This window comes from Ureibacillus sp. FSL W8-0352 (assembly GCF_038004345.1).
GTDB lineage: Bacteria > Bacillota > Bacilli > Bacillales_A > Planococcaceae > Ureibacillus > Ureibacillus thermosphaericus.
Genome location: NZ_JBBOQT010000001.1, coordinates 1,157,639 through 1,174,771, shown reverse-complemented (window position 1 = coordinate 1,174,771; position 17,133 = coordinate 1,157,639). Strand labels below are relative to the sequence as shown.

General features: G+C 38.0%; 18 protein-coding genes and 1 other annotated feature. Of the genes, 12 read left to right on the top strand and 6 right to left on the bottom strand.

Going from position 1 to position 17,133, the window contains the following annotated elements:
* Positions 1-9: 9 nt before the first annotated feature.
* Together rplT and NST98_RS06020 are read left to right on the top strand one after the other, a co-directional pair.
* Entirely contained in the window at positions 10-369 is a 360-nt protein-coding gene (gene rplT / locus NST98_RS06025; RefSeq protein ID WP_016837149.1) for a 50S ribosomal protein L20, read from the top strand.
* A 90-nt stretch (positions 370-459) separates the two neighbouring features.
* A complete protein-coding gene (locus NST98_RS06020) occupies positions 460-729 on the top strand; it encodes a DUF1294 domain-containing protein (protein WP_340436743.1) in 270 nt (89 codons plus the stop codon).
* A 183-nt stretch (positions 730-912) separates the two neighbouring features.
* Here the strand turns inward: NST98_RS06020 and NST98_RS06015 are convergent, their stop codons facing one another.
* Complete coding sequence (locus tag NST98_RS06015; RefSeq protein ID WP_340714691.1) at positions 913-1,299, bottom strand: sigma-w pathway protein ysdB; 387 nt, start codon at positions 1,297-1,299, stop codon at positions 913-915.
* Between the two features lie 92 nt (positions 1,300-1,391).
* Between NST98_RS06015 and NST98_RS06010 the strand changes: the two genes are divergently transcribed.
* The 5 genes from NST98_RS06010 to NST98_RS05990 all read left to right on the top strand — a co-directional run bounded on the left by NST98_RS06010 (position 1,392) and on the right by NST98_RS05990 (position 5,449).
* Positions 1,392-1,874: a dUTP diphosphatase gene (locus tag NST98_RS06010; RefSeq protein WP_096551473.1), complete on the top strand. Its 483-nt coding sequence runs from the start codon at positions 1,392-1,394 to the stop codon at positions 1,872-1,874.
* 11 nt (positions 1,875-1,885) lie between these two features.
* Positions 1,886-2,974 carry a M42 family metallopeptidase gene (locus NST98_RS06005; RefSeq protein ID WP_026018973.1) on the top strand — a complete coding sequence of 363 codons (1,089 nt, stop codon included), beginning with the start codon at positions 1,886-1,888 and terminating at the stop codon, positions 2,972-2,974.
* 540 nt (positions 2,975-3,514) lie between these two features.
* Positions 3,515-4,480 (top strand): ornithine carbamoyltransferase, encoded by a 966-nt coding sequence (gene argF, locus NST98_RS06000; RefSeq protein WP_096551471.1) that lies wholly within the window; start codon positions 3,515-3,517, stop codon positions 4,478-4,480.
* A 17-nt stretch (positions 4,481-4,497) separates the two neighbouring features.
* Positions 4,498-4,815, top strand: coding sequence for a hypothetical protein (locus NST98_RS05995; protein WP_340714690.1), 318 nt, complete (start codon positions 4,498-4,500; stop codon positions 4,813-4,815).
* A 490-nt stretch (positions 4,816-5,305) separates the two neighbouring features.
* Positions 5,306-5,449 carry a hypothetical protein gene (locus tag NST98_RS05990; RefSeq protein ID WP_172597780.1) on the top strand — a complete coding sequence of 48 codons (144 nt, stop codon included), beginning with the start codon at positions 5,306-5,308 and terminating at the stop codon, positions 5,447-5,449.
* Positions 5,450-5,536: 87 nt separating this feature from the next.
* Here NST98_RS05990 and NST98_RS05985 read toward each other — a convergent pair whose 3' ends face one another.
* Positions 5,537-6,649, bottom strand: coding sequence for an S-layer homology domain-containing protein (locus NST98_RS05985; RefSeq protein ID WP_340714689.1), 1,113 nt, complete (start codon positions 6,647-6,649; stop codon positions 5,537-5,539).
* Between the two features lie 196 nt (positions 6,650-6,845).
* Between NST98_RS05985 and NST98_RS05980 the strand changes: the two genes are divergently transcribed.
* Entirely contained in the window at positions 6,846-7,268 is a 423-nt protein-coding gene (locus tag NST98_RS05980; RefSeq protein ID WP_340714688.1) for a MarR family winged helix-turn-helix transcriptional regulator, read from the top strand.
* Positions 7,269-7,300: 32 nt separating this feature from the next.
* Here NST98_RS05980 and sspI read toward each other — a convergent pair whose 3' ends face one another.
* From sspI to nadB, 4 genes are all read right to left on the bottom strand, one after another.
* The gene (gene sspI / locus NST98_RS05975) at positions 7,301-7,510 is read right to left on the bottom strand and encodes a small acid-soluble spore protein SspI (protein ID WP_016837164.1); all 210 of its coding nucleotides are present in this window, start codon (positions 7,508-7,510) and stop codon (positions 7,301-7,303) included.
* Between the two features lie 130 nt (positions 7,511-7,640).
* Positions 7,641-8,744 carry a quinolinate synthase NadA gene (nadA, locus tag NST98_RS05970; protein WP_016837166.1) on the bottom strand — a complete coding sequence of 368 codons (1,104 nt, stop codon included), beginning with the start codon at positions 8,742-8,744 and terminating at the stop codon, positions 7,641-7,643.
* Complete coding sequence (gene nadC, locus NST98_RS05965; RefSeq protein ID WP_016837168.1) at positions 8,744-9,589, bottom strand: carboxylating nicotinate-nucleotide diphosphorylase; 846 nt, start codon at positions 9,587-9,589, stop codon at positions 8,744-8,746. Before nadC ends, nadA begins: the two co-directional genes overlap by 1 nt.
* Positions 9,546-11,135, bottom strand: coding sequence for an L-aspartate oxidase (gene nadB, locus NST98_RS05960; RefSeq protein ID WP_016837170.1), 1,590 nt, complete (start codon positions 11,133-11,135; stop codon positions 9,546-9,548). Before nadB ends, nadC begins: the two co-directional genes overlap by 44 nt.
* Before the next feature lie 136 nt (positions 11,136-11,271).
* Between nadB and NST98_RS05955 the strand changes: the two genes are divergently transcribed.
* The 4 genes from NST98_RS05955 to pheT all read left to right on the top strand — a co-directional run bounded on the left by NST98_RS05955 (position 11,272) and on the right by pheT (position 17,120).
* Entirely contained in the window at positions 11,272-12,384 is a 1,113-nt protein-coding gene (locus NST98_RS05955; protein ID WP_340714687.1) for a cysteine desulfurase family protein, read from the top strand.
* Between the two features lie 20 nt (positions 12,385-12,404).
* The gene (locus tag NST98_RS05950; RefSeq protein WP_340714686.1) at positions 12,405-13,166 is read left to right on the top strand and encodes a TrmH family RNA methyltransferase; all 762 of its coding nucleotides are present in this window, start codon (positions 12,405-12,407) and stop codon (positions 13,164-13,166) included.
* A gap of 147 nt (positions 13,167-13,313) precedes the next feature.
* Positions 13,314-13,542 (top strand) — a binding site (T-box leader).
* 122 nt (positions 13,543-13,664) lie between these two features.
* Positions 13,665-14,702: a phenylalanine--tRNA ligase subunit alpha gene (gene pheS / locus NST98_RS05945; RefSeq protein WP_168412064.1), complete on the top strand. Its 1,038-nt coding sequence runs from the start codon at positions 13,665-13,667 to the stop codon at positions 14,700-14,702.
* A gap of 12 nt (positions 14,703-14,714) precedes the next feature.
* Positions 14,715-17,120 (top strand): phenylalanine--tRNA ligase subunit beta, encoded by a 2,406-nt coding sequence (gene pheT, locus NST98_RS05940; protein ID WP_340714685.1) that lies wholly within the window; start codon positions 14,715-14,717, stop codon positions 17,118-17,120.
* The last annotated feature ends 13 nt before the right edge of the window (positions 17,121-17,133 follow it).

The window sequence follows — 17,133 nt, the reverse complement described above, 5'->3', positions numbered from 1 at the left end:
GTAATTAATATGCCACGCGTAAAAGGTGGAACAGTAACGCGCAAACGTCGTAAAAAAGTATTAAAATTAGCTAAAGGTTATTTCGGTTCAAAACACACTTTATATAGAACAGCAAATCAAGCGGTAATGAAATCTGGTTTATACGCATACCGTGACCGCCGTCAGAAAAAACGCGATTTCCGCAAATTATGGATTACTCGTATCAACGCAGCTGCTCGTCAAAACGGCCTTTCTTACAGCCGTTTAATGTACGGTTTAAAACAAGCTGGTATCGAAGTAAACCGCAAAATGTTAGCTGACTTAGCAGTAAACGATGCACAAGCGTTTGCTCAACTTGCTGAAGAAGCGAAAAAAGCAATTGCGAAATAAGAAATTGACTCATTTTTTCACGAATTTAAACAACAACTTTAAAGGCTGGTAGGACATCCTATCAGTCTTTTTCTTTTAGGAGAAGCGCATATGAATGAAATTCTTATTGTTTACATGATGATTCTATCAGCGATTTGTTTTACATTGATGGGGATTGATAAATCAAAAGCGAGAAAAAAGAAGTGGCGTATTTCAGAAAGAACATTATTGTTCGTTGCAATCATCGGAGGCGCCTGTGGTGGGCTAATCGGGATGTATCTATTCCACCATAAAACGAAACACTCAGTATTTGCATTTGGATTGCCATTTTTGTCTGCAATACAGATTATATTAATCATGTATATAAATCGTTCATTCTAATTTGATGGAGTATGTTGTGATGATTCACTTCGCTCTTTAAAGAATTAAACGGCTTAAGCCTATAAAGATTTAGGGCTCAAGCCGCTTATTTTAAAATGATTTACTCAACAGAGAGTTTACTAATATTGTTTGGACAAGCTCCTTGTCCATCAACGAACAATTAAAACATTATTTAGAGGATGATTATTCTTCTTCTTTCATCAATTTTTCAATAGGATTTTTCCAATTGATTTTCGCTTTAGGATAATTCATTAAAATTTCCTTCTCTAAAAATTTGAAATCATCTTTCGTCATACCGTGAAGTTTCATTGGATCATGCACCCAGACGAAAATCGAAACAACTTCAAAGGCATCTTCGGTTGTCCCTAAATATTTTTCACCTTCAAATAATGCCCCTTTATAAGAAATGAAGAAGTTTTTTCGTACATTTTTTACATCGTCATAAAAATAATAATGCCCCTTTTCATAGGCTTCATCTAATTTCCTTTTTGGATCTGTTAAGTAGCGAACAGCTTTATAAAATAAATAGATAATGAGGACAATAACTATAATGCGCAAAAGAAAACCCATAAAAGTTCCCCCTTGTATAAAAGGTATCATATCCTATACGATTAGGGTAGATATATAGTTTCATTTTTTATAGAAAATGAGGGATAAAATTAATGGAATTTAAAGAACTGTTTAATATGCAAGCACAACTGGATTCATTTATTCAAAAAAATCAGCAAATCAACCGTGATGTGTTTTTAGAAAAAGGATTGGCGCTAACAATTGAACTAGCAGAGTTAGCAAATGAAACTCGCTGTTTTAAATTTTGGAGCACGAAAGGACCTTCTGAACGAGAAGTGATATTAGAGGAATTTGTAGATTCTATTCATTTTCTGCTCTCATTAGGAAATGAGAAAGGCTATCGATTAGATGCTTGGCCGGAAATTAAGAAAAAGGAAAACTTAACGACGTGGTTTTTACAAACACAAGATGTAATATTATCATTTATTCATAATCCGACAGAGGATAATTACTTGCAAGTGTGGAAATATTATGGAGTGCTTGCCTATAATTTAGGTTTCACATTGGATGATATTATCCAAGCATACATTGCTAAAAACGAGAAAAATTACGAGCGGCAACGCAATGGGTATTAAGGAGGATATTCATAATGAATTTGGATCAAACTCTGCAAATGTTGAAAGATTTGACTGATGCAAACGGCATCCCAGGAAATGAAAAAGCGCCGAGAGCAGTAATGAAAAAATATATCGAACCGTTTGCTGATAAGATTGAGTATGACAATTTAGGAAGCTTAATTGCTGAAAAATGTGGCGATGAAAAAGGCCCAAAAATTATGATTGCCGGTCACCTAGATGAAGTCGGCTTCATGGTGTCACAAATTGATGAAAAGGGGTTTATTAAATTTCAAACGGTAGGCGGCTGGTGGGCTCATGTTATGCTTTCTCAGCGGGTAACGATTACAACTCGTTCAGGAGAAGAAATCATTGGCGTAATCGGTTCAAAACCGCCACATATCCTGCCTCAAGAACAAAGAAAGAAAACTGTAGATATAAAGGACATGTTTATCGATGTTGGTGCATCTTCAAAAGAGGAAGCGGAAAGCTGGGGAATACGACCTGGTGACATGATTACTCCTTATTTTGAATTCAATGTGATGAAAAACGAAAAATTGTTACTCGCAAAAGCTTGGGATAACCGAATTGGTTGTGCCATTGCCATCGAAGTGTTGAAACGATTACAAAATGAAAAACATCCAAATATCGTGTATGGTGTCGGCAATGTACAAGAAGAAGTAGGTTTAAGAGGTGCGAAAACGTCCACGTTTAAAATCCAACCGGATATTGGCTTTGCAGTAGATGTTGGAATTGCTGGTGATACGCCGGGAATTACTGCAAAAGAATCGACATCGAAGCTAGGAGCAGGGCCGCAAATCGTTATTTACGATGCTTCGATGGTATCGCATAAAGGATTACGGGATTTTGTAATAGATGTTGCAGAAGAGAACAAGATTCCATATCAATTTGAAACGATGCCTGGTGGTGGAACGGATGGCGGTTCTATTCATTTAACTGGAAGTGGCGTACCAACCCTTTCCATTGGCGTTGCTACTCGTTATATTCATTCCCATGCATCCATTTTGCATCGTGATGATTTTGAAAATGCAGTAAAATTAATGGTCGAAATTGTAAAGCGGCTTGATTGGGATGCGGTGAATAAAATTAAATTTGATTGAGGCTGGGACATAAACAAAAAATTAAAGGGGCAGTTGAAAGAGTTTTGATAAAAAATTGATATAACTAAAAATTGATTGTAGTGACGGGGCGACTCCTGCGGCAACAGCCCGTGTCTCGAGACACCGCAGGAGCGAAGGAATGAGCTCCGAGGAGGCTCGAGCCGGGCCCGCGGAAAGCGTCCCCGGAACGGAAATCAATTTTAATAACATATCAAAAAAACATCATTTTCTCCTTGGAGAAAATGATGTTTTTTTAGATTTGTCCCAACCTCTTTTTTATTGGCATTTAGAACACTTGAAGTTATCTTTATGCATAACATGTACTATTATGAATAGAATGGAATGGATATCGTTTTAATTTGTGCGCATAAATATTAATTAAAATCAAAAATAAACCAGTTTCGTTGAATTTTTATTCGTTTTGATTGAATATCACTTCTATTGACAAAAAGATTAAAATATAATAAAAATACACTTGATTTAATAAATATGCAATTGTATAATGAATACAACCAAACGTTAAAGGAGCGGTAAGAATCAATGAAACTGTTGGAAGAAGTGCAGCTAAAGCCCGTTTCTAGTTTAAAGGGCAAAGATTTATTGACGCTGCTTGATTATACAAGTGAAGAAGTGCAAGAACTAATTAGTCTTGCAATAAAAATGAAAAAGGTAACGAAAAACGGAAGATGTCCAAAACTATTAGATGGAAAAATAATCGGAATGATTTTTGAGAAGAATTCAACTCGTACTCGTATTTCCTTTGAAGTAGGAATGCATCAATTGGGTGGAAAAGCGATTTTCTTAAATGCAAGAGATATGCAACTTGGTCGTGGTGAACCAATTTCTGATACTGGCCTTGTGCTTTCAGGGTATTTAGATGGCATTATGATACGTGCAAATTCCCACAAGATGGTAGAGGAGTTAGCTGAATACTCTACAATTCCTGTGATTAATGGATTAACGGATCTTTATCATCCATGTCAAGCATTGGCCGATATTGAAACAATCGTTGAAAATAAAGGAAAATTAAAAGGTTTAAAAACAGCTTATGTTGGCGATGGAAATAATGTTGCCCATTCGCTGGTAGTTGCAGCTGCCCATGTTGGAATGGATATTGTGGTTGCAACTCCAAAAGGGTATGAGCCAGATGAAATCATCATGAAGAAGGCTCAAGCGATTGCAGAGAAAAATGGCAGCACGGTTGTCGTAACAAATGATCCAATTGAAGCTGTGAAAGATGCAGATGTAATCTATACAGATGTATGGACTAGTATGGGGCAGGAAGAGGAAGCGGTTCAGAGATTAATAGACTTTAAAGGTTATCAAATCAATGAGGAACTTGTTGCTCATGCAAAACCTGACTTTATGTTCTTACATTGTTTGCCAGCTCATCGCGAAGAAGAAGTGGCAACATCAGTAATCGATGGACCAAATTCATACGTCTTCGAGCAAGCAGAAAACCGATTACACGCACAAAAAGCAGTATTGTTATCTCTTTTAGCATAATGAAAATAGAAGAGGATATGCATAGCTCTGCCCCGAAAGCGCAAGCGTCAGGGGCAAGCAGAAAACCGACTCCATGCTCAAAAAGCAGTGCTATTATCTCTATTAGCATAATGAAAATAGAAGAGAATATGCATAGCTCTGCCCCGAAAGCGCAAGCGGCAGGGGCAAGCAGAAAACCGACTCCATGCTCAAAAAGCAGTGCTATTATCTCTATTAGCATAATGAAAATAGAAGAGAATATGCATAGCTCTGCCCCGAAAGCGCAAGCGGCAGGGGAAACTTTTATCTCTACTACTATGCAGATTAACATGTTTTCACTCGATGTGGATTTCTAGGTGGAATGAAGCATCGGTATAAATAAAAGATACAAGGCAATCCAGGAGGCGCTGGATTGCCTTTTTACGTGCGCCCGGCATGTACATGAACTATAGGGTGTAAGTCCCGAACCCCGAAGACAGAAGTAGAGGTTAGCCAAGAGCAAGGGTGTCCGTGGTGACGCGGAATCTGAAGGAAGCTGGAGGCAAAACACCGGTCCGAGGAACACGAACCTCATATAAGGCTAGGTATGATTGAGTGAGTTTGCGTAACAAAACAAAGCTCTTTCTGTCGAAGGTCATATCGAGTAAATGAGGCGGATAGATGGTGTGAAAGTGCATGTACTTACCCGGGGAGGTCTGGCGGATAGGTGAAGTTCGCTTCATAACCTACTTAGTGATAAGTAGCTGAACCGTCAGAAGTCAGCAGAGGTCATAGTATTAGTTGGTCTAGAACAACTGAGAAGGACCGAACAATTAAGAGAGAATAGCCCTTGGCATTCAGTGAGTCATGATGAACACAGAAAACGTAGTACCTCACTTGAGGAAGGAAGCGGTGAATCCCGTGGGAGACCTCTTGGAGGGTGGAGTGACCACTGGCATAAGAAGACAAGCTATTCACGGAAGTTATGAAAACTTGCGTCAATTATCTTAATTGAACCGCCGTATACGGAACCGTACGTACGGTGGTGTGAGAGGACGGGAGCTAATCACTCCCTCCTACTCGATATGAAGGAATATTTTATTTAGAAGACCGTTTCTTTAAATCAATTAATTGATAAACAATCGCATTTGTTTGCAAGTCTTTCGTACAAATGTGGCCTAATTCTTTCGAATAATAATATTGGTAACCATCGGAACTAACAATTTCCATTACAGGATGAAAGGTTCCAGCAGGTGTTGTGATTTTTTTCGACATGCTGGTTACGACATACGTTACTGGTTGATACTCATCCTTATATGAATAAGACCAACTCGTTCCACGTTTTACTGGGTACGGAATATGAAAATCTGTGATAATTTCTTTATTTTCTAAGTAACCAGTAAAAGTGAAGCCTTTTTTATCGATGCGATTTACATAATGGATGTATTGATTGTTTTCGTCGGAAACTTGCCACCAATCCCCTAGTTCGTCAGATGAAAGGTACGAAAAATATTCTCGAGCGGTATAGCCCTCATTTAATTCATATATGTACTGGTACTGTTTATTGTACCCAAATCCACTTGAAACAGGAATAAAATCAGGTTCAATAATCCGAGACATAAAAGTGGAAAAGTGAGCGCGAGTAAGAGGTTGAGAAGGCTTAAAAGTGCCATCTTCGAATCCCGTTGTAATGTTATTTGCAGCTAATACTTTTATTGCTTGATAGAATGTATGGTTTTTGGAAACATCTTTAAACTCTTGGTTTGTTGTACCTTTTAAATGAAATGCATTAACTAATACTTGAGCCATTTCACCGCGCGTAATGGGTTCAAAGGGCCTAAAAGTATCTCCTTTTGGAAAAATCCCTTCATCCACAACTGCTGCGATGGCCTTATAAGTAACTTCATCGATTTTTCCTAAATCTTGAAATCCTGGAGCTGGTCGATTCTCTACATTAAGATTTAATGCTCTTGTAATCATTAATGCGACTTGGGAATTTGTAACATTGTTAGAAGGTTTAAAGGTTTGATCTTGATAACCTTTAATAATTCCTGAATCCGCAAGAAATTCAATCTCGAATATTGACGGATGACTTTCAGGAACATCTTTAAAAGTAGCAGCATCTCCATGATTTACTTTTACGCAAAAAATTAACATACAAATGATAAAACTACTCCATAGCCATTGTTTCCAATTGTAATGTACTCCCACTTCTTTCCCTCCTTCAATACTAGTTTGGATAAACTTATGAAATAATGATATTTTTACTAATTCTCATACTAGTATAAACGCTCTCTTTTTTTTGGTAAATGACGAATTAGACCTATTCAGGTATGATAGTAGTATTAACAGTTGAATAATAAATTCATTATTGATATAGTTGCTAGTCTACAAAGGGGTGAGATGATTGAATGATCATAAGGGAGAATTGTTGTTTGATTTAATTAAAGGGAAATGGATGTTATTGAAAAAAATAAAGAAAGGAAAATGGCAAGATATTAGTGATATTTACATAACAAATTCAGAATTTGCTATTTTATCAATAGTTTATAAGGATAAGCCATTAATTTCTCATGTAGCGAAACAAGTTCATTTTACAAGGCAAGCAACCCATAAATTTATCAAACAATTAGAGCAAAAAGGTTTGGTGGAAACGAATAAAGCGAACTTGAGAGATAAATATATTGAACTGACACCTTCGGGAGAAGCTTGCTATGAAAAATATATCGCTTTAAAAAAAGAATTGGAGAATATCATTGCAGAACATATAGGGGAAGAACAACTAAAAAGCTTGAAGGAAATTTTAAAAATGGAATGGGGGTTATATTAAATAAGGGCATGGAGAATCCATTCTCCAGCCCTTTAATTTTGAAATGCTTTTGATAATGTTTCGGTAAACTTTGCATGCTCTTCTTCAGTAGAAGTTTGCCACCACTTTTCTAAAAAGACACCAAGTCCTGGAAGTAGGTGCTCATCTCCTCGAGCGATTGCATCTTGAATTGTTTCCTGAAAATCTTGTGGGTTGTCTCCTTTAACATTTGCTGTAATGGCTTCTCTTATTTGAAAGTTCATACCATTCGCCTCCTCGAGTAGTAGTTTGTTACCACTCGATGAAATTATGCGTCATTTTCAATAACTCCTTGGAGAAACTTTTTTGGAGTAAAGTTCTTCTTAGCGCAACTTGCGTAATGTGTATGTGATTTTATGCTAATTGAAGCATACGGTTTAATGACAACAATGCTTCTTCCGTTGTTTCTCGGTCCACTTTAATGACATTTCCTTGTTCACCATTTTCAATCATTTCAAGCGCCCAAAGGAAATGTGGCAAATCGATACGGTTCATTGTTAGGCAAGGGCACATATTTTCATTGAGTGAGATGATGTGCTTGTCGGGATGCTCAGCAATAATTCGTTTCACTAAGTTCATTTCTGTTCCGATTGCCCAACTCGATCCAGCAGGAGCATTTTTGATGGTTTCTACGATATATTTAGTAGAACCTGAAAGGTCTGCTGCTTGTACTACTTCAAAAGAACATTCTGGATGAACAATGACTGTCATTTCAGGATAGTTTTCTCGAACTTCTTGAACATTCTCCACTGTAAATCCTTGATGAACAGAACAATAACCATCCCATAAAATCACTTTTATGTCTTGGACATTGCCTTCATACTTGAATTCTCCAGAAATCGGATTCCATACAGCCATTTGTTCTAAAGGGATTCCTAATTCGTAGGCTGTATTTCTTCCTAAATGTTGGTCTGGTAAGAAAAAGATTCGCTCTTTTTGCGTAAGTGCCCACTCCACCATTTTTTTGGCGTTGGATGAAGTGACACAAGCACCGCCATTCCGCCCGGTGAATGCTTTTATCGCAGCAGTTGAGTTGACATATGTTAATGGGATAATTGTATCGCCGAAAAGGGCTGTTAACTTCTCCCATGCTTCTTCCGTTTGATAAATATTTGCCATATCTGCCATGGAACAACCTGCACGCATATCAGGCAAGTAAACAATTTGCTCATCGGTTGTTAACATATCAGCTGTTTCAGCCATGAAGTGCACACCGCAAAATACAATATGTTTAGCTTGTTTATTTTTAGCAGCTACTTGCGCCAATTGCAAAGAGTCGCCTATTGCATCAGCAAATTGGATTACTTCATCTTTTTGATAATGATGTGCAGGGATAAATAATTGATCACCTAATTTTTCCTTTATTTCACGAACTCTCTTTTCCATTTCATCACGAGACAAGCGACGATATTTTTCAGGCAACATACCTTGAGTTGGAAGTGTGCAAATTGTTGACATTATTCAACATCCTTTCTTTTTACTAATGCACTAATATCTAAAGCGTTAACCGAATGGGTAAGGGAGCCGAGGGAAATCCATTCTACGCCAGATTCTGCGTACTTTCGCAAATTGTCTAACGTAATGCCCCCAGAAGCTTCCGTTGTTATATGTTTTGGAACAAGCGGCAACCATTGTTTAATTTCTTCAGGAGTTCGATTATCAAACATGATAATATCCGCACCAGCTTCAATTGCTTCTAACAATTGTTCTTTCGTTTCAATTTCCACTTCGATTTTTACCGTATGACCAATTTTTGATTTAGCTAATTGTACGGCCTTTGAAATGCTTCCAGCGAAAGCAATGTGATTGTCTTTTAACATAATGCAATCGTATAAGCCGCTTCGGTGGTTATAGGCACCGCCTGTCCGCACAGCGTATTTATCGAGCATTCTTAGACCTGGCATCGTTTTTCTGGTATCACATATTTTTGCATTTGTTCCTTTAGTTAATTCAACAGCTTTTCTTGCGTTCGTTGCGATGCCGCTCATCCGTTGAATTAAATTTAAAATGACCCGTTCTCCGCTAAGCAAACTTTGTAAAGAACCCTCTATGATAGCGATTTGATCCCCCTTATGAACTTCATCCCCATCTTCTTTCAGCAAGGTGATGTTAAGGAAAGGGTCGAGCAACTTAAATCCGGTTTCGATTATCGTAGCTCCACAAAAGATTCCGTCCTCCTTTGCATAAAAAGTAAAAGATCCTTGATCTATACGGGAAAAGATGGTTTCGCTTGATAAGTCACCGTCTCCGATATCTTCATTAAAAAACTGTTTCAATATTTCTTGTAATTTGATTTTGTTCATAAAGTCCGTCCCTCACATGTAATTTTCCTTGTTTGAAGATAATCCACTTATTTTGCCAATCCTCATTAATTGATGGAAAGTCATTACGAATATGGGAGCCACGAGATTCTTCTCTAGTAAATGCTCCTTGAACAATTAAAGAGGCGGTAATATGCATAAATAACTGTTCAATCGTTCGTCTGTCTAATGCATCAAAATTGACATTTGCAAATTCCTCATAGGCAGGCAACTGTTCAATTAAATCCGTTAACGCTTTTTTTTCTCTTACGATGCCAGCCTTTAGGAACATTTCTTTTTGTAAGACACTAGGTTGCATTAATTTTGGGATGTTGGACGATTTATTGTCAATTTTTCGAATCGTATAGTTGTTTTGACGGCTGCCGTTATTTAGCAAATGTTCTGCCATCAATTTTCCAAAGGTAATACATTCTAACAATGAATTGCTGGCTAGTCGATTTGCTCCATGGACACCCGTACAAGCGGCTTCACCAATGGCAAGAAGTCTTGGGATATTAGTCCGGCCGTAAACGTCGCTGACGATGCCTCCCATAAGAAAGTGGCTTCCCGGTGCAATGGGTATGCGCTGATTCGATAAATCAATCCCTATCACTTTGCAAATATTAGTAATCGTAGGAAACTTTTCTTCAAAGTGCTCGATGTTCGAAATGTCGATATAAACTTCATGGCCATTTGTACGATGTTTATACATTTCGTAAGCGGTAATATGTCTTGGAGCTAAATCCGCAAGTGGATGAACTCTTTCCATAATTCGATTTCCATTTTCATCAACAAAATAACCGCCTGCTCCTCGAACTGCTTCAGAAACAAGTCCATGCGTTTTTCCATCCAAATAAATTAAGCTTGGATGGAATTGAATAAATTCCATATCAGCGATTTCGGCTCCTGCAAGGTAAGAAAGGGCAATCCCATCACCAAAGCTATCGGAACAATTTGAAGTATATTCATACAATGCTCCTACACCGCCAGTTGCAACAATCACGTATGAGGCTAAGTACGTAATATGATCTTCAAAAGATTTCGTTTTTACACCGATACATTCTCCATCATCATTAATGAGTAGTTCATAAGCCAACTCATATTCGTGAATTATGACGTTTTCAGGCAAAGAATCTACCAAAAAGTTTACTAGAGCTTTGCCCGTTGCATCGCCGCCAGAATGGATGATTCTTGGTTTGCTATGTGCTCCTTCAAGTCCAAGCAAAATCGAGCCATCAGGTGCACAATCAATAGGAAAATGATCGTTAATTAGTTGTTGAACAGTTTGTTTTCCTTCTTTTACAAGTTTTATTACATTTTCCACATCATGATGATGAAGGCCAGCAACAAATGTATCTTCTATGTGAAATCGGATGTTGTCTTCACTGCTTGTGACTGCAGCAATTCCTCCTTGTGCTTTGTATGAACTACCGTTTTTTATGTGATTTTTTGTGACAATGTGTACATCATACTTTTTTGCAAGGAGTTTTGCTGTTTGAAGAGCACTAATACCACTTCCTATAATGACAATGTCTGTGTTGATGATCATAGCATTACCTTCTTTACAGTTGTCTTGACACATATATTTACATAAAATAAATGATAAAACAAGCATTTTCATTCATAATTTCCGTTATGTAAAGTATGCTAAGAGTCCATAATTTTTGTAGAAATGGGGAATATCAATGATTTATCTAGATTATGCTGCGACAACCCCGATGATGGATGTAAGTATTGAGGCTTACAGTCTTGCTGCAAAAAGCGTATATGGTAATACATCCAGTTTGCATGATGCAGGTGGACAAGCAGCCTTTTTGTTAGAAAACGCAAGAGAGGTTGTGGCAAAAAAATTAGGCGTTAATCGGGACGGCATCATATTTACTGGAAGTGGTACAGAAGGGAATATCCTTGCAATAATATCTTTAGCCCGTGCAGGAAAAGGGAAACATATCATCACGTCAAGCGCAGAACACACGAGTGTACATGCAGCTATAAATACTCTAGAAAAAGAAGGTTATGAAATTACAAAACTACCGTTAACAAAACAAGGTATAGTTGATGTAAGCTTGTTAGAACAATCGATTCGCCCAGATACAGTTCTCATTACAATCCAACATGTCAACTCAGAAATTGGTTCTATTCAACCGGTGAAAGAAATTGCCGAAGTTGCACAAAAATACAATATTTCATATCATGTAGATTGTGTTCAGTCCTTCTGCAAATTAGATGTAACGGAATTTTCAAAATTTGTTGATGGCATCACAGTATCCGCCCATAAAATTGGTGGACCAAAAGGCTGTGGTGCGGTATATTTAAATCCGCGCAGAAGAATATTGCCACTTTTTCCAGGTGTGACTCATGAAAGGGGCTTAAGAGGCGGTACGGTCGATACCCCAGCGGTTTTTGCTTTTGCCAAAAGCGTAGAGCATTACCAGTATGACCTCAATAAATTTTGGAGTTTGCGAAACCAATTAAAAGAATCAATAAAAGATACAAACTGCTATTTTATTGAAGCAGACGAAGCTCATCAACTCCCAAGCATATGTGGCTTATGTATGAAGGGGGCGGAAGGGCAATACGTGATGTTGCGATTAAATGAAGAAGGAATTTGCATTTCAACCGGAAGTGCTTGCGATATTAACAGTGCATCAGGAACAAAGGCGATACTTGCGATGGGGCATAGCTTATCGGAAGCACGTACATTTTTCCGAATCTCTTTTGGAATGGATACAACAGAAGAACATATTTATCGACTTAGTAAAGCATTAGTAAATTTAGATCAAGATGTAAAAAAATAAATAAAGGCGGTTTATCAATAATGAAACGCATAGAATCGGCTCAAAACGCTTATGTGAAACATTGGAAAAAGCTAGTTACCAATAGGAAAGAGCGAGAAAAAACAGGAGAATTTATTGTCGAAGGATTTCATTTAGTAGAGGAAGCGCTAAAAAATAAGGAGCAAGTCATTCAAGTCATTGTACGCGAAGGGGTTGAAATTCCCCGTGAATGGTCATTGAATGATGTAAAGATAGTGGAAGTAACGAATTCCATTGCGAAGGACATTGCAGAAACAGAAACTTCACAAGGTATATTTGCACATTGCAAACAAGCAATGATTTCGGAAACTGAACAGGCATCATGGAAAAAATTATTGCTTATTGATGCAGTGCAAGACCCAGGAAATATCGGAACGATGATTCGTACAGCGGATGCTGCTGGAATCGATGCGGTTGTTTTAGGAAAAGGCTGTGCAGATATATATAATCCAAAGACATTGCGTTCGGCGCAAGGATCTCACTTCCATATTCCGGTAATTCGCGGAAATTTAATGGCTTGGGTTGAAAAATTAAAAGAAAGAAACATTCCTTTGTATGGAACTGCTCTTGAAAATGCAGTTGATTATAGAGAATTACATAAGTCAGGAAGTTTCGCCTTAATTGTAGGAAATGAAGGTAGCGGTGTTCAAAAGGAATTGCTCGAGCAAACGACTCAAAACGTGATGATTCCGATTTTAGGACAAGCAGAATCGTTGAATGTGGCGGTTGCTACAGGGATTTTATTATATCATTTCATCGATTAACAAACTCTTACTTTTGCTTCTCGATTGAAGTAAAAGTAAGAGTTTTTCATTAAACGGATTGGATAATTATACAAGGTAGATACTTGAAACATAATCCAATTTATCGTAGAATAGTCTAAGATTTTTCCAATCATATGTGAATAAAGTGGAAATGCGTTGGAGCGGGAAGAGTAAATATTCAATGACTGCATTTCAGGGAGCATAAGCCATGACTGGAAGCTTATGTATGCAGTGAATATTGAAGTTCACCCCGCGAGCAGCATCCAGGACCAGAGTAAAGTTCTGTAAAGGATTGCCGGCGAATGCCGTTATGTCAATGAAGTGATTGCATTTTGCAATAACTAGGGTGGTACCGCGAATGTTCCTCGTCCCTTGATTTGGGGCGAGGTTTTTTATTTGATTTGTAACATGTGAGTGTGTAACAAAAATTGTTAATTTTATAACAAAAACTGGTAATTATTCAAACGAAAAATATTTTTCATTTAAGGAGGTTACATGATGGAACAGCAACTAAAACAAATTGAGCAAGAAGCCATTGAGAAAATTGCTGCATGCACGAACTTAAAAGAACTGAATGATGTTCGTGTTCAATATTTAGGGAAAAAAGGGTCCATTACGGAAGTATTAAAAGGAATGGGGAAACTTTCTCCTGAAGAGCGTCCTAAAATGGGGGCTCTAGCTAATACAGTTCGTGAAAAAGTAACTGAAGCGTTGGAGCAACGTGTCAAAGTATTAGAAGAACAACAAATTCAAGAACAACTAGAAAAGGAATCCGTCGATGTAACACTTCCTGGACGTAAAGTGCGCCTTGGCAACAGACATCCTTTAACGCGTGTTGTTGAAGAATTGGAAGATTTATTCATCTCCATGGGATATGAAATTGCAGAAGGTCCAGAAGTGGAAATGGATTACTATAACTTTGAAGCATTGAATTTGCCAAAAGGGCATCCTGCTCGGGACATGCAAGATACTTTCTACATTACGGAAGAAACGTTATTACGTACGCATACATCGCCGGTGCAAGCTAGAACAATGCTTGCGAAAAAAGGCAAACCGTTCCGTATTATTTGCCCGGGAAAAGTGTATCGTCGTGACACAGACGATGCTACTCACTCACACCAATTTATGCAAATTGAAGGGCTTGTGGTAGGAGAAAACATTCGTATGAGCGACCTAAAAGGTACGTTAGATAAACTCGCGAAAAAAATGTTTGGTGAAGATCGAGAAATTCGTCTGCGCCCAAGTTTCTTCCCGTTCACAGAACCATCTGTTGAAATGGATATTTCTTGTTTCCGTTGTGGAGGAAATGGCTGTAACGTATGTAAACATACAGGATGGATTGAAATACTAGGTGCCGGCATGGTGCATCCTAACGTACTGAAAATGGGTGGATATGATCCGAAGAAATTCTCTGGTTTTGCCTTTGGTATCGGTGTAGAACGTATTGCGATGTTGAAATATGGTGTGGAAGATATTCGAAACTTCTATATCGATGACATTCGATTCTTATCACAATTCCGACGTACAGAAGGGTAAGGAGGTATTAATATGTTAGTTTCATTAAATTGGTTGCAAGAATATGTAGATACACAAGGGCTGTCACCTGAAGATTTAGCAGAAAAAATTACTCGTGCTGGAATTGAAGTCGATTCCGTCATCGATCGATCTCAAGGAATGACGAATATCGTTGTTGGTCATGTCGTATCAAAGGAGAAGCATCCAGATGCAGATAAATTAAGCATTTGCCAAGTAGATGTAGGTACGGATGTAAGACAAATTATTTGTGGTGCACCGAATGTGGAAGCCGGCCAAAAAGTAATCGTTGCATTACCTGGTGCAAAACTTCCGGGTGGAATCAAAATTAAAAAAGCGAAAATGCGCGGCCAAGAATCGAATGGAATGATTTGTTCTTTGCAAGAACTTGGAATTGAAGGGCGCGTTGTACCAAAAGCATATTCGGAAGGAATATACGTATTACCGGAAGATGCAGTTCCTGGCAGCGATGCTTTAGAATTAATCGGTTTACGAGATTCTGTATTGGAGCTTGATTTAACTCCTAACCGTTCCGATGCACTTTCAATGTTAGGTGTAGCCTATGAAGTGGGAGCAATTTTATCGCAAGATGTCAAATTACCAGAAATTCAATATGAAACTTCAAACGAAAAAGCGGAAGATTACATTAAAGTTAAAGTAGAAGCTACTAAAGAAAATCCATTATACGCTGCAAAAGTCATTAAAAATGTAAAAGTGGCAGAATCGCCATTATGGTTACAGCATTATTTAATGGCGGCGGGCATTCGTCCACACAATAACGTAGTCGATATTACGAACTATGTATTGTTAGAATATGGTCAACCGCTTCATGCCTTTGATTACGATTCACTAGGCACAGGTGAAATCGTTGTTCGATTAGCGAATGAAGGCGAAAAAATTGTTACTTTAGACGATCAAGAGCGCACGTTACAGAGTCATCATTTAGTCATTACAAATGGAAAAGTACCTGTTGCTGTCGCAGGGGTAATGGGTGGTGCCAATTCGGAAGTAACAGAAAACACAACAACGGTTGTACTTGAATCAGCTTATTTTGTTGGTCATTCAGTTCGTCAAACTTCAAAAGATTTAGGATTGCGTTCCGATTCATCAGTTCGTTTTGAAAAAGGTGTCGATCCAAATCGAGTTTTAGAAGCTCAAGAACGAGCTGCACAACTTCTTAGTGAATTAGCTGGTGGAGAAGTATTAGAAGGTACCGTATTAGTTGATGAGCTTGATAAAACACCAGCGCGAATTGTAATTTCACCAGATGAAATTAATGCAAAATTAGGAATGAAAATCTCCCTTGAAGATATGATTTCCATCTTACAACGCTTAAAATTTGAGGTGGAAGCAGCACGAGGTTTATTAATCATTAATGTGCCAACTCGTCGACAAGACATTAAAATAGAGGAAGACATCATTGAAGAAATCGCAAGACTTTATGGTTACGATGAAATTCCAATGACATTGCCAGAAGGTAAAATGCATATTGGTGGCTTAACTCCGTATCAAGAAAAGCGCCGCATTGTGCGCAATTTCTTAGAAGGAGCTGGATTGTATCAAGCAATCACCTACTCATTAACTTCTGCTGAATTGTCTCAAAAATTTGCACTGAAAAAAGAAGAAACAACGAAATTGTTAATGCCGATGAGCGAAGACCGTTCAACTTTACGTCAAAGTTTAATCCCTCACTTATTGCAAGCTGCAAGTTATAACTTGGCGCGTCAAGCGGATTCTGCTAGTTTGTATGAGATTGGGTCTGTATTCCTCGGGAAGACGGAGGAAGGTTTACCATTTGAAGAAGAGCATGTTGCCTTTGTCATTACTGGCAAATGGGTAGACGATGCTTGGTTAGGGGATAAACGCAATGTAGATTTCTTCGCAGCAAAAGGCATTGTAGAGGGATTGCTTGAAAAACTAGGATTAACTGAACGAGTTACTTTTGAGAAAGCAGCAATGGACGGATTACATCCTGGCCAAACAGCAAATATATTACTTGATGGAGAACGTATTGGAGTAATTGGTGGTCTTCATCCATCAGAACGAAAAGAGTGGGATTTAAAAGATACGTATATAGCTGAATTAAATTTACATGCTCTGTTGCGCACTGATGCAAAAGGAGTAGAATACGAACCGGTTCCACGCTTCCCACTTGTTACACGAGATATTGCCATTGAAGTAGATCGCTCTGTACCTGCTGGAGAACTTGAATCTATCATTCGTACATCAGGTACGAAATTATTAAAAGCTGTAAAAGTATTTGATGTATATGAAGGAGAAAATATCGATGCCAATAAAAAATCAGTAGCCTTCACATTAACATACTTTGATCCTGAAAGAACATTAACAGATGAAGAAGTAACAAATGCACATGAAAAAGTATTGAAAGCATTAAAAGAAGCTGGTGCTATAATTCGTTAAAGGTTTTAAAATT

Excerpts from the sequence above, each read along its gene's own strand:
- NST98_RS05990 (WP_172597780.1), top strand. The coding sequence starts at position 5,306 with ATGATGAACACAGAAAACGTAGTACCTCACTTGAGGAAGGAAGCGGTG.
- pheT (WP_340714685.1), top strand. The coding sequence starts at position 14,715 with ATGTTAGTTTCATTAAATTGGTTGCAAGAATATGTAGATACACAAGGG.
- NST98_RS06020 (WP_340436743.1), top strand. The coding sequence starts at position 460 with ATGAATGAAATTCTTATTGTTTACATGATGATTCTATCAGCGATTTGT.
- NST98_RS05955 (WP_340714687.1), top strand. The coding sequence starts at position 11,272 with ATGATTTATCTAGATTATGCTGCGACAACCCCGATGATGGATGTAAGT.
- rplT (WP_016837149.1), top strand. The coding sequence starts at position 10 with ATGCCACGCGTAAAAGGTGGAACAGTAACGCGCAAACGTCGTAAAAAA.
- NST98_RS06010 (WP_096551473.1), top strand. The coding sequence starts at position 1,392 with ATGGAATTTAAAGAACTGTTTAATATGCAAGCACAACTGGATTCATTT.
- sspI (WP_016837164.1), bottom strand. The coding sequence starts at position 7,510 with ATGAACTTTCAAATAAGAGAAGCCATTACAGCAAATGTTAAAGGAGAC.
- NST98_RS05995 (WP_340714690.1), top strand. The coding sequence starts at position 4,498 with ATGCATAGCTCTGCCCCGAAAGCGCAAGCGTCAGGGGCAAGCAGAAAA.
- nadB (WP_016837170.1), bottom strand. The coding sequence starts at position 11,135 with ATGATCATCAACACAGACATTGTCATTATAGGAAGTGGTATTAGTGCT.
- NST98_RS06015 (WP_340714691.1), bottom strand. The coding sequence starts at position 1,299 with ATGGGTTTTCTTTTGCGCATTATAGTTATTGTCCTCATTATCTATTTA.
- nadA (WP_016837166.1), bottom strand. The coding sequence starts at position 8,744 with ATGTCAACAATTTGCACACTTCCAACTCAAGGTATGTTGCCTGAAAAA.
- nadC (WP_016837168.1), bottom strand. The coding sequence starts at position 9,589 with ATGAACAAAATCAAATTACAAGAAATATTGAAACAGTTTTTTAATGAA.
- argF (WP_096551471.1), top strand. The coding sequence starts at position 3,515 with ATGAAACTGTTGGAAGAAGTGCAGCTAAAGCCCGTTTCTAGTTTAAAG.
- pheS (WP_168412064.1), top strand. The coding sequence starts at position 13,665 with ATGGAACAGCAACTAAAACAAATTGAGCAAGAAGCCATTGAGAAAATT.
- NST98_RS05950 (WP_340714686.1), top strand. The coding sequence starts at position 12,405 with ATGAAACGCATAGAATCGGCTCAAAACGCTTATGTGAAACATTGGAAA.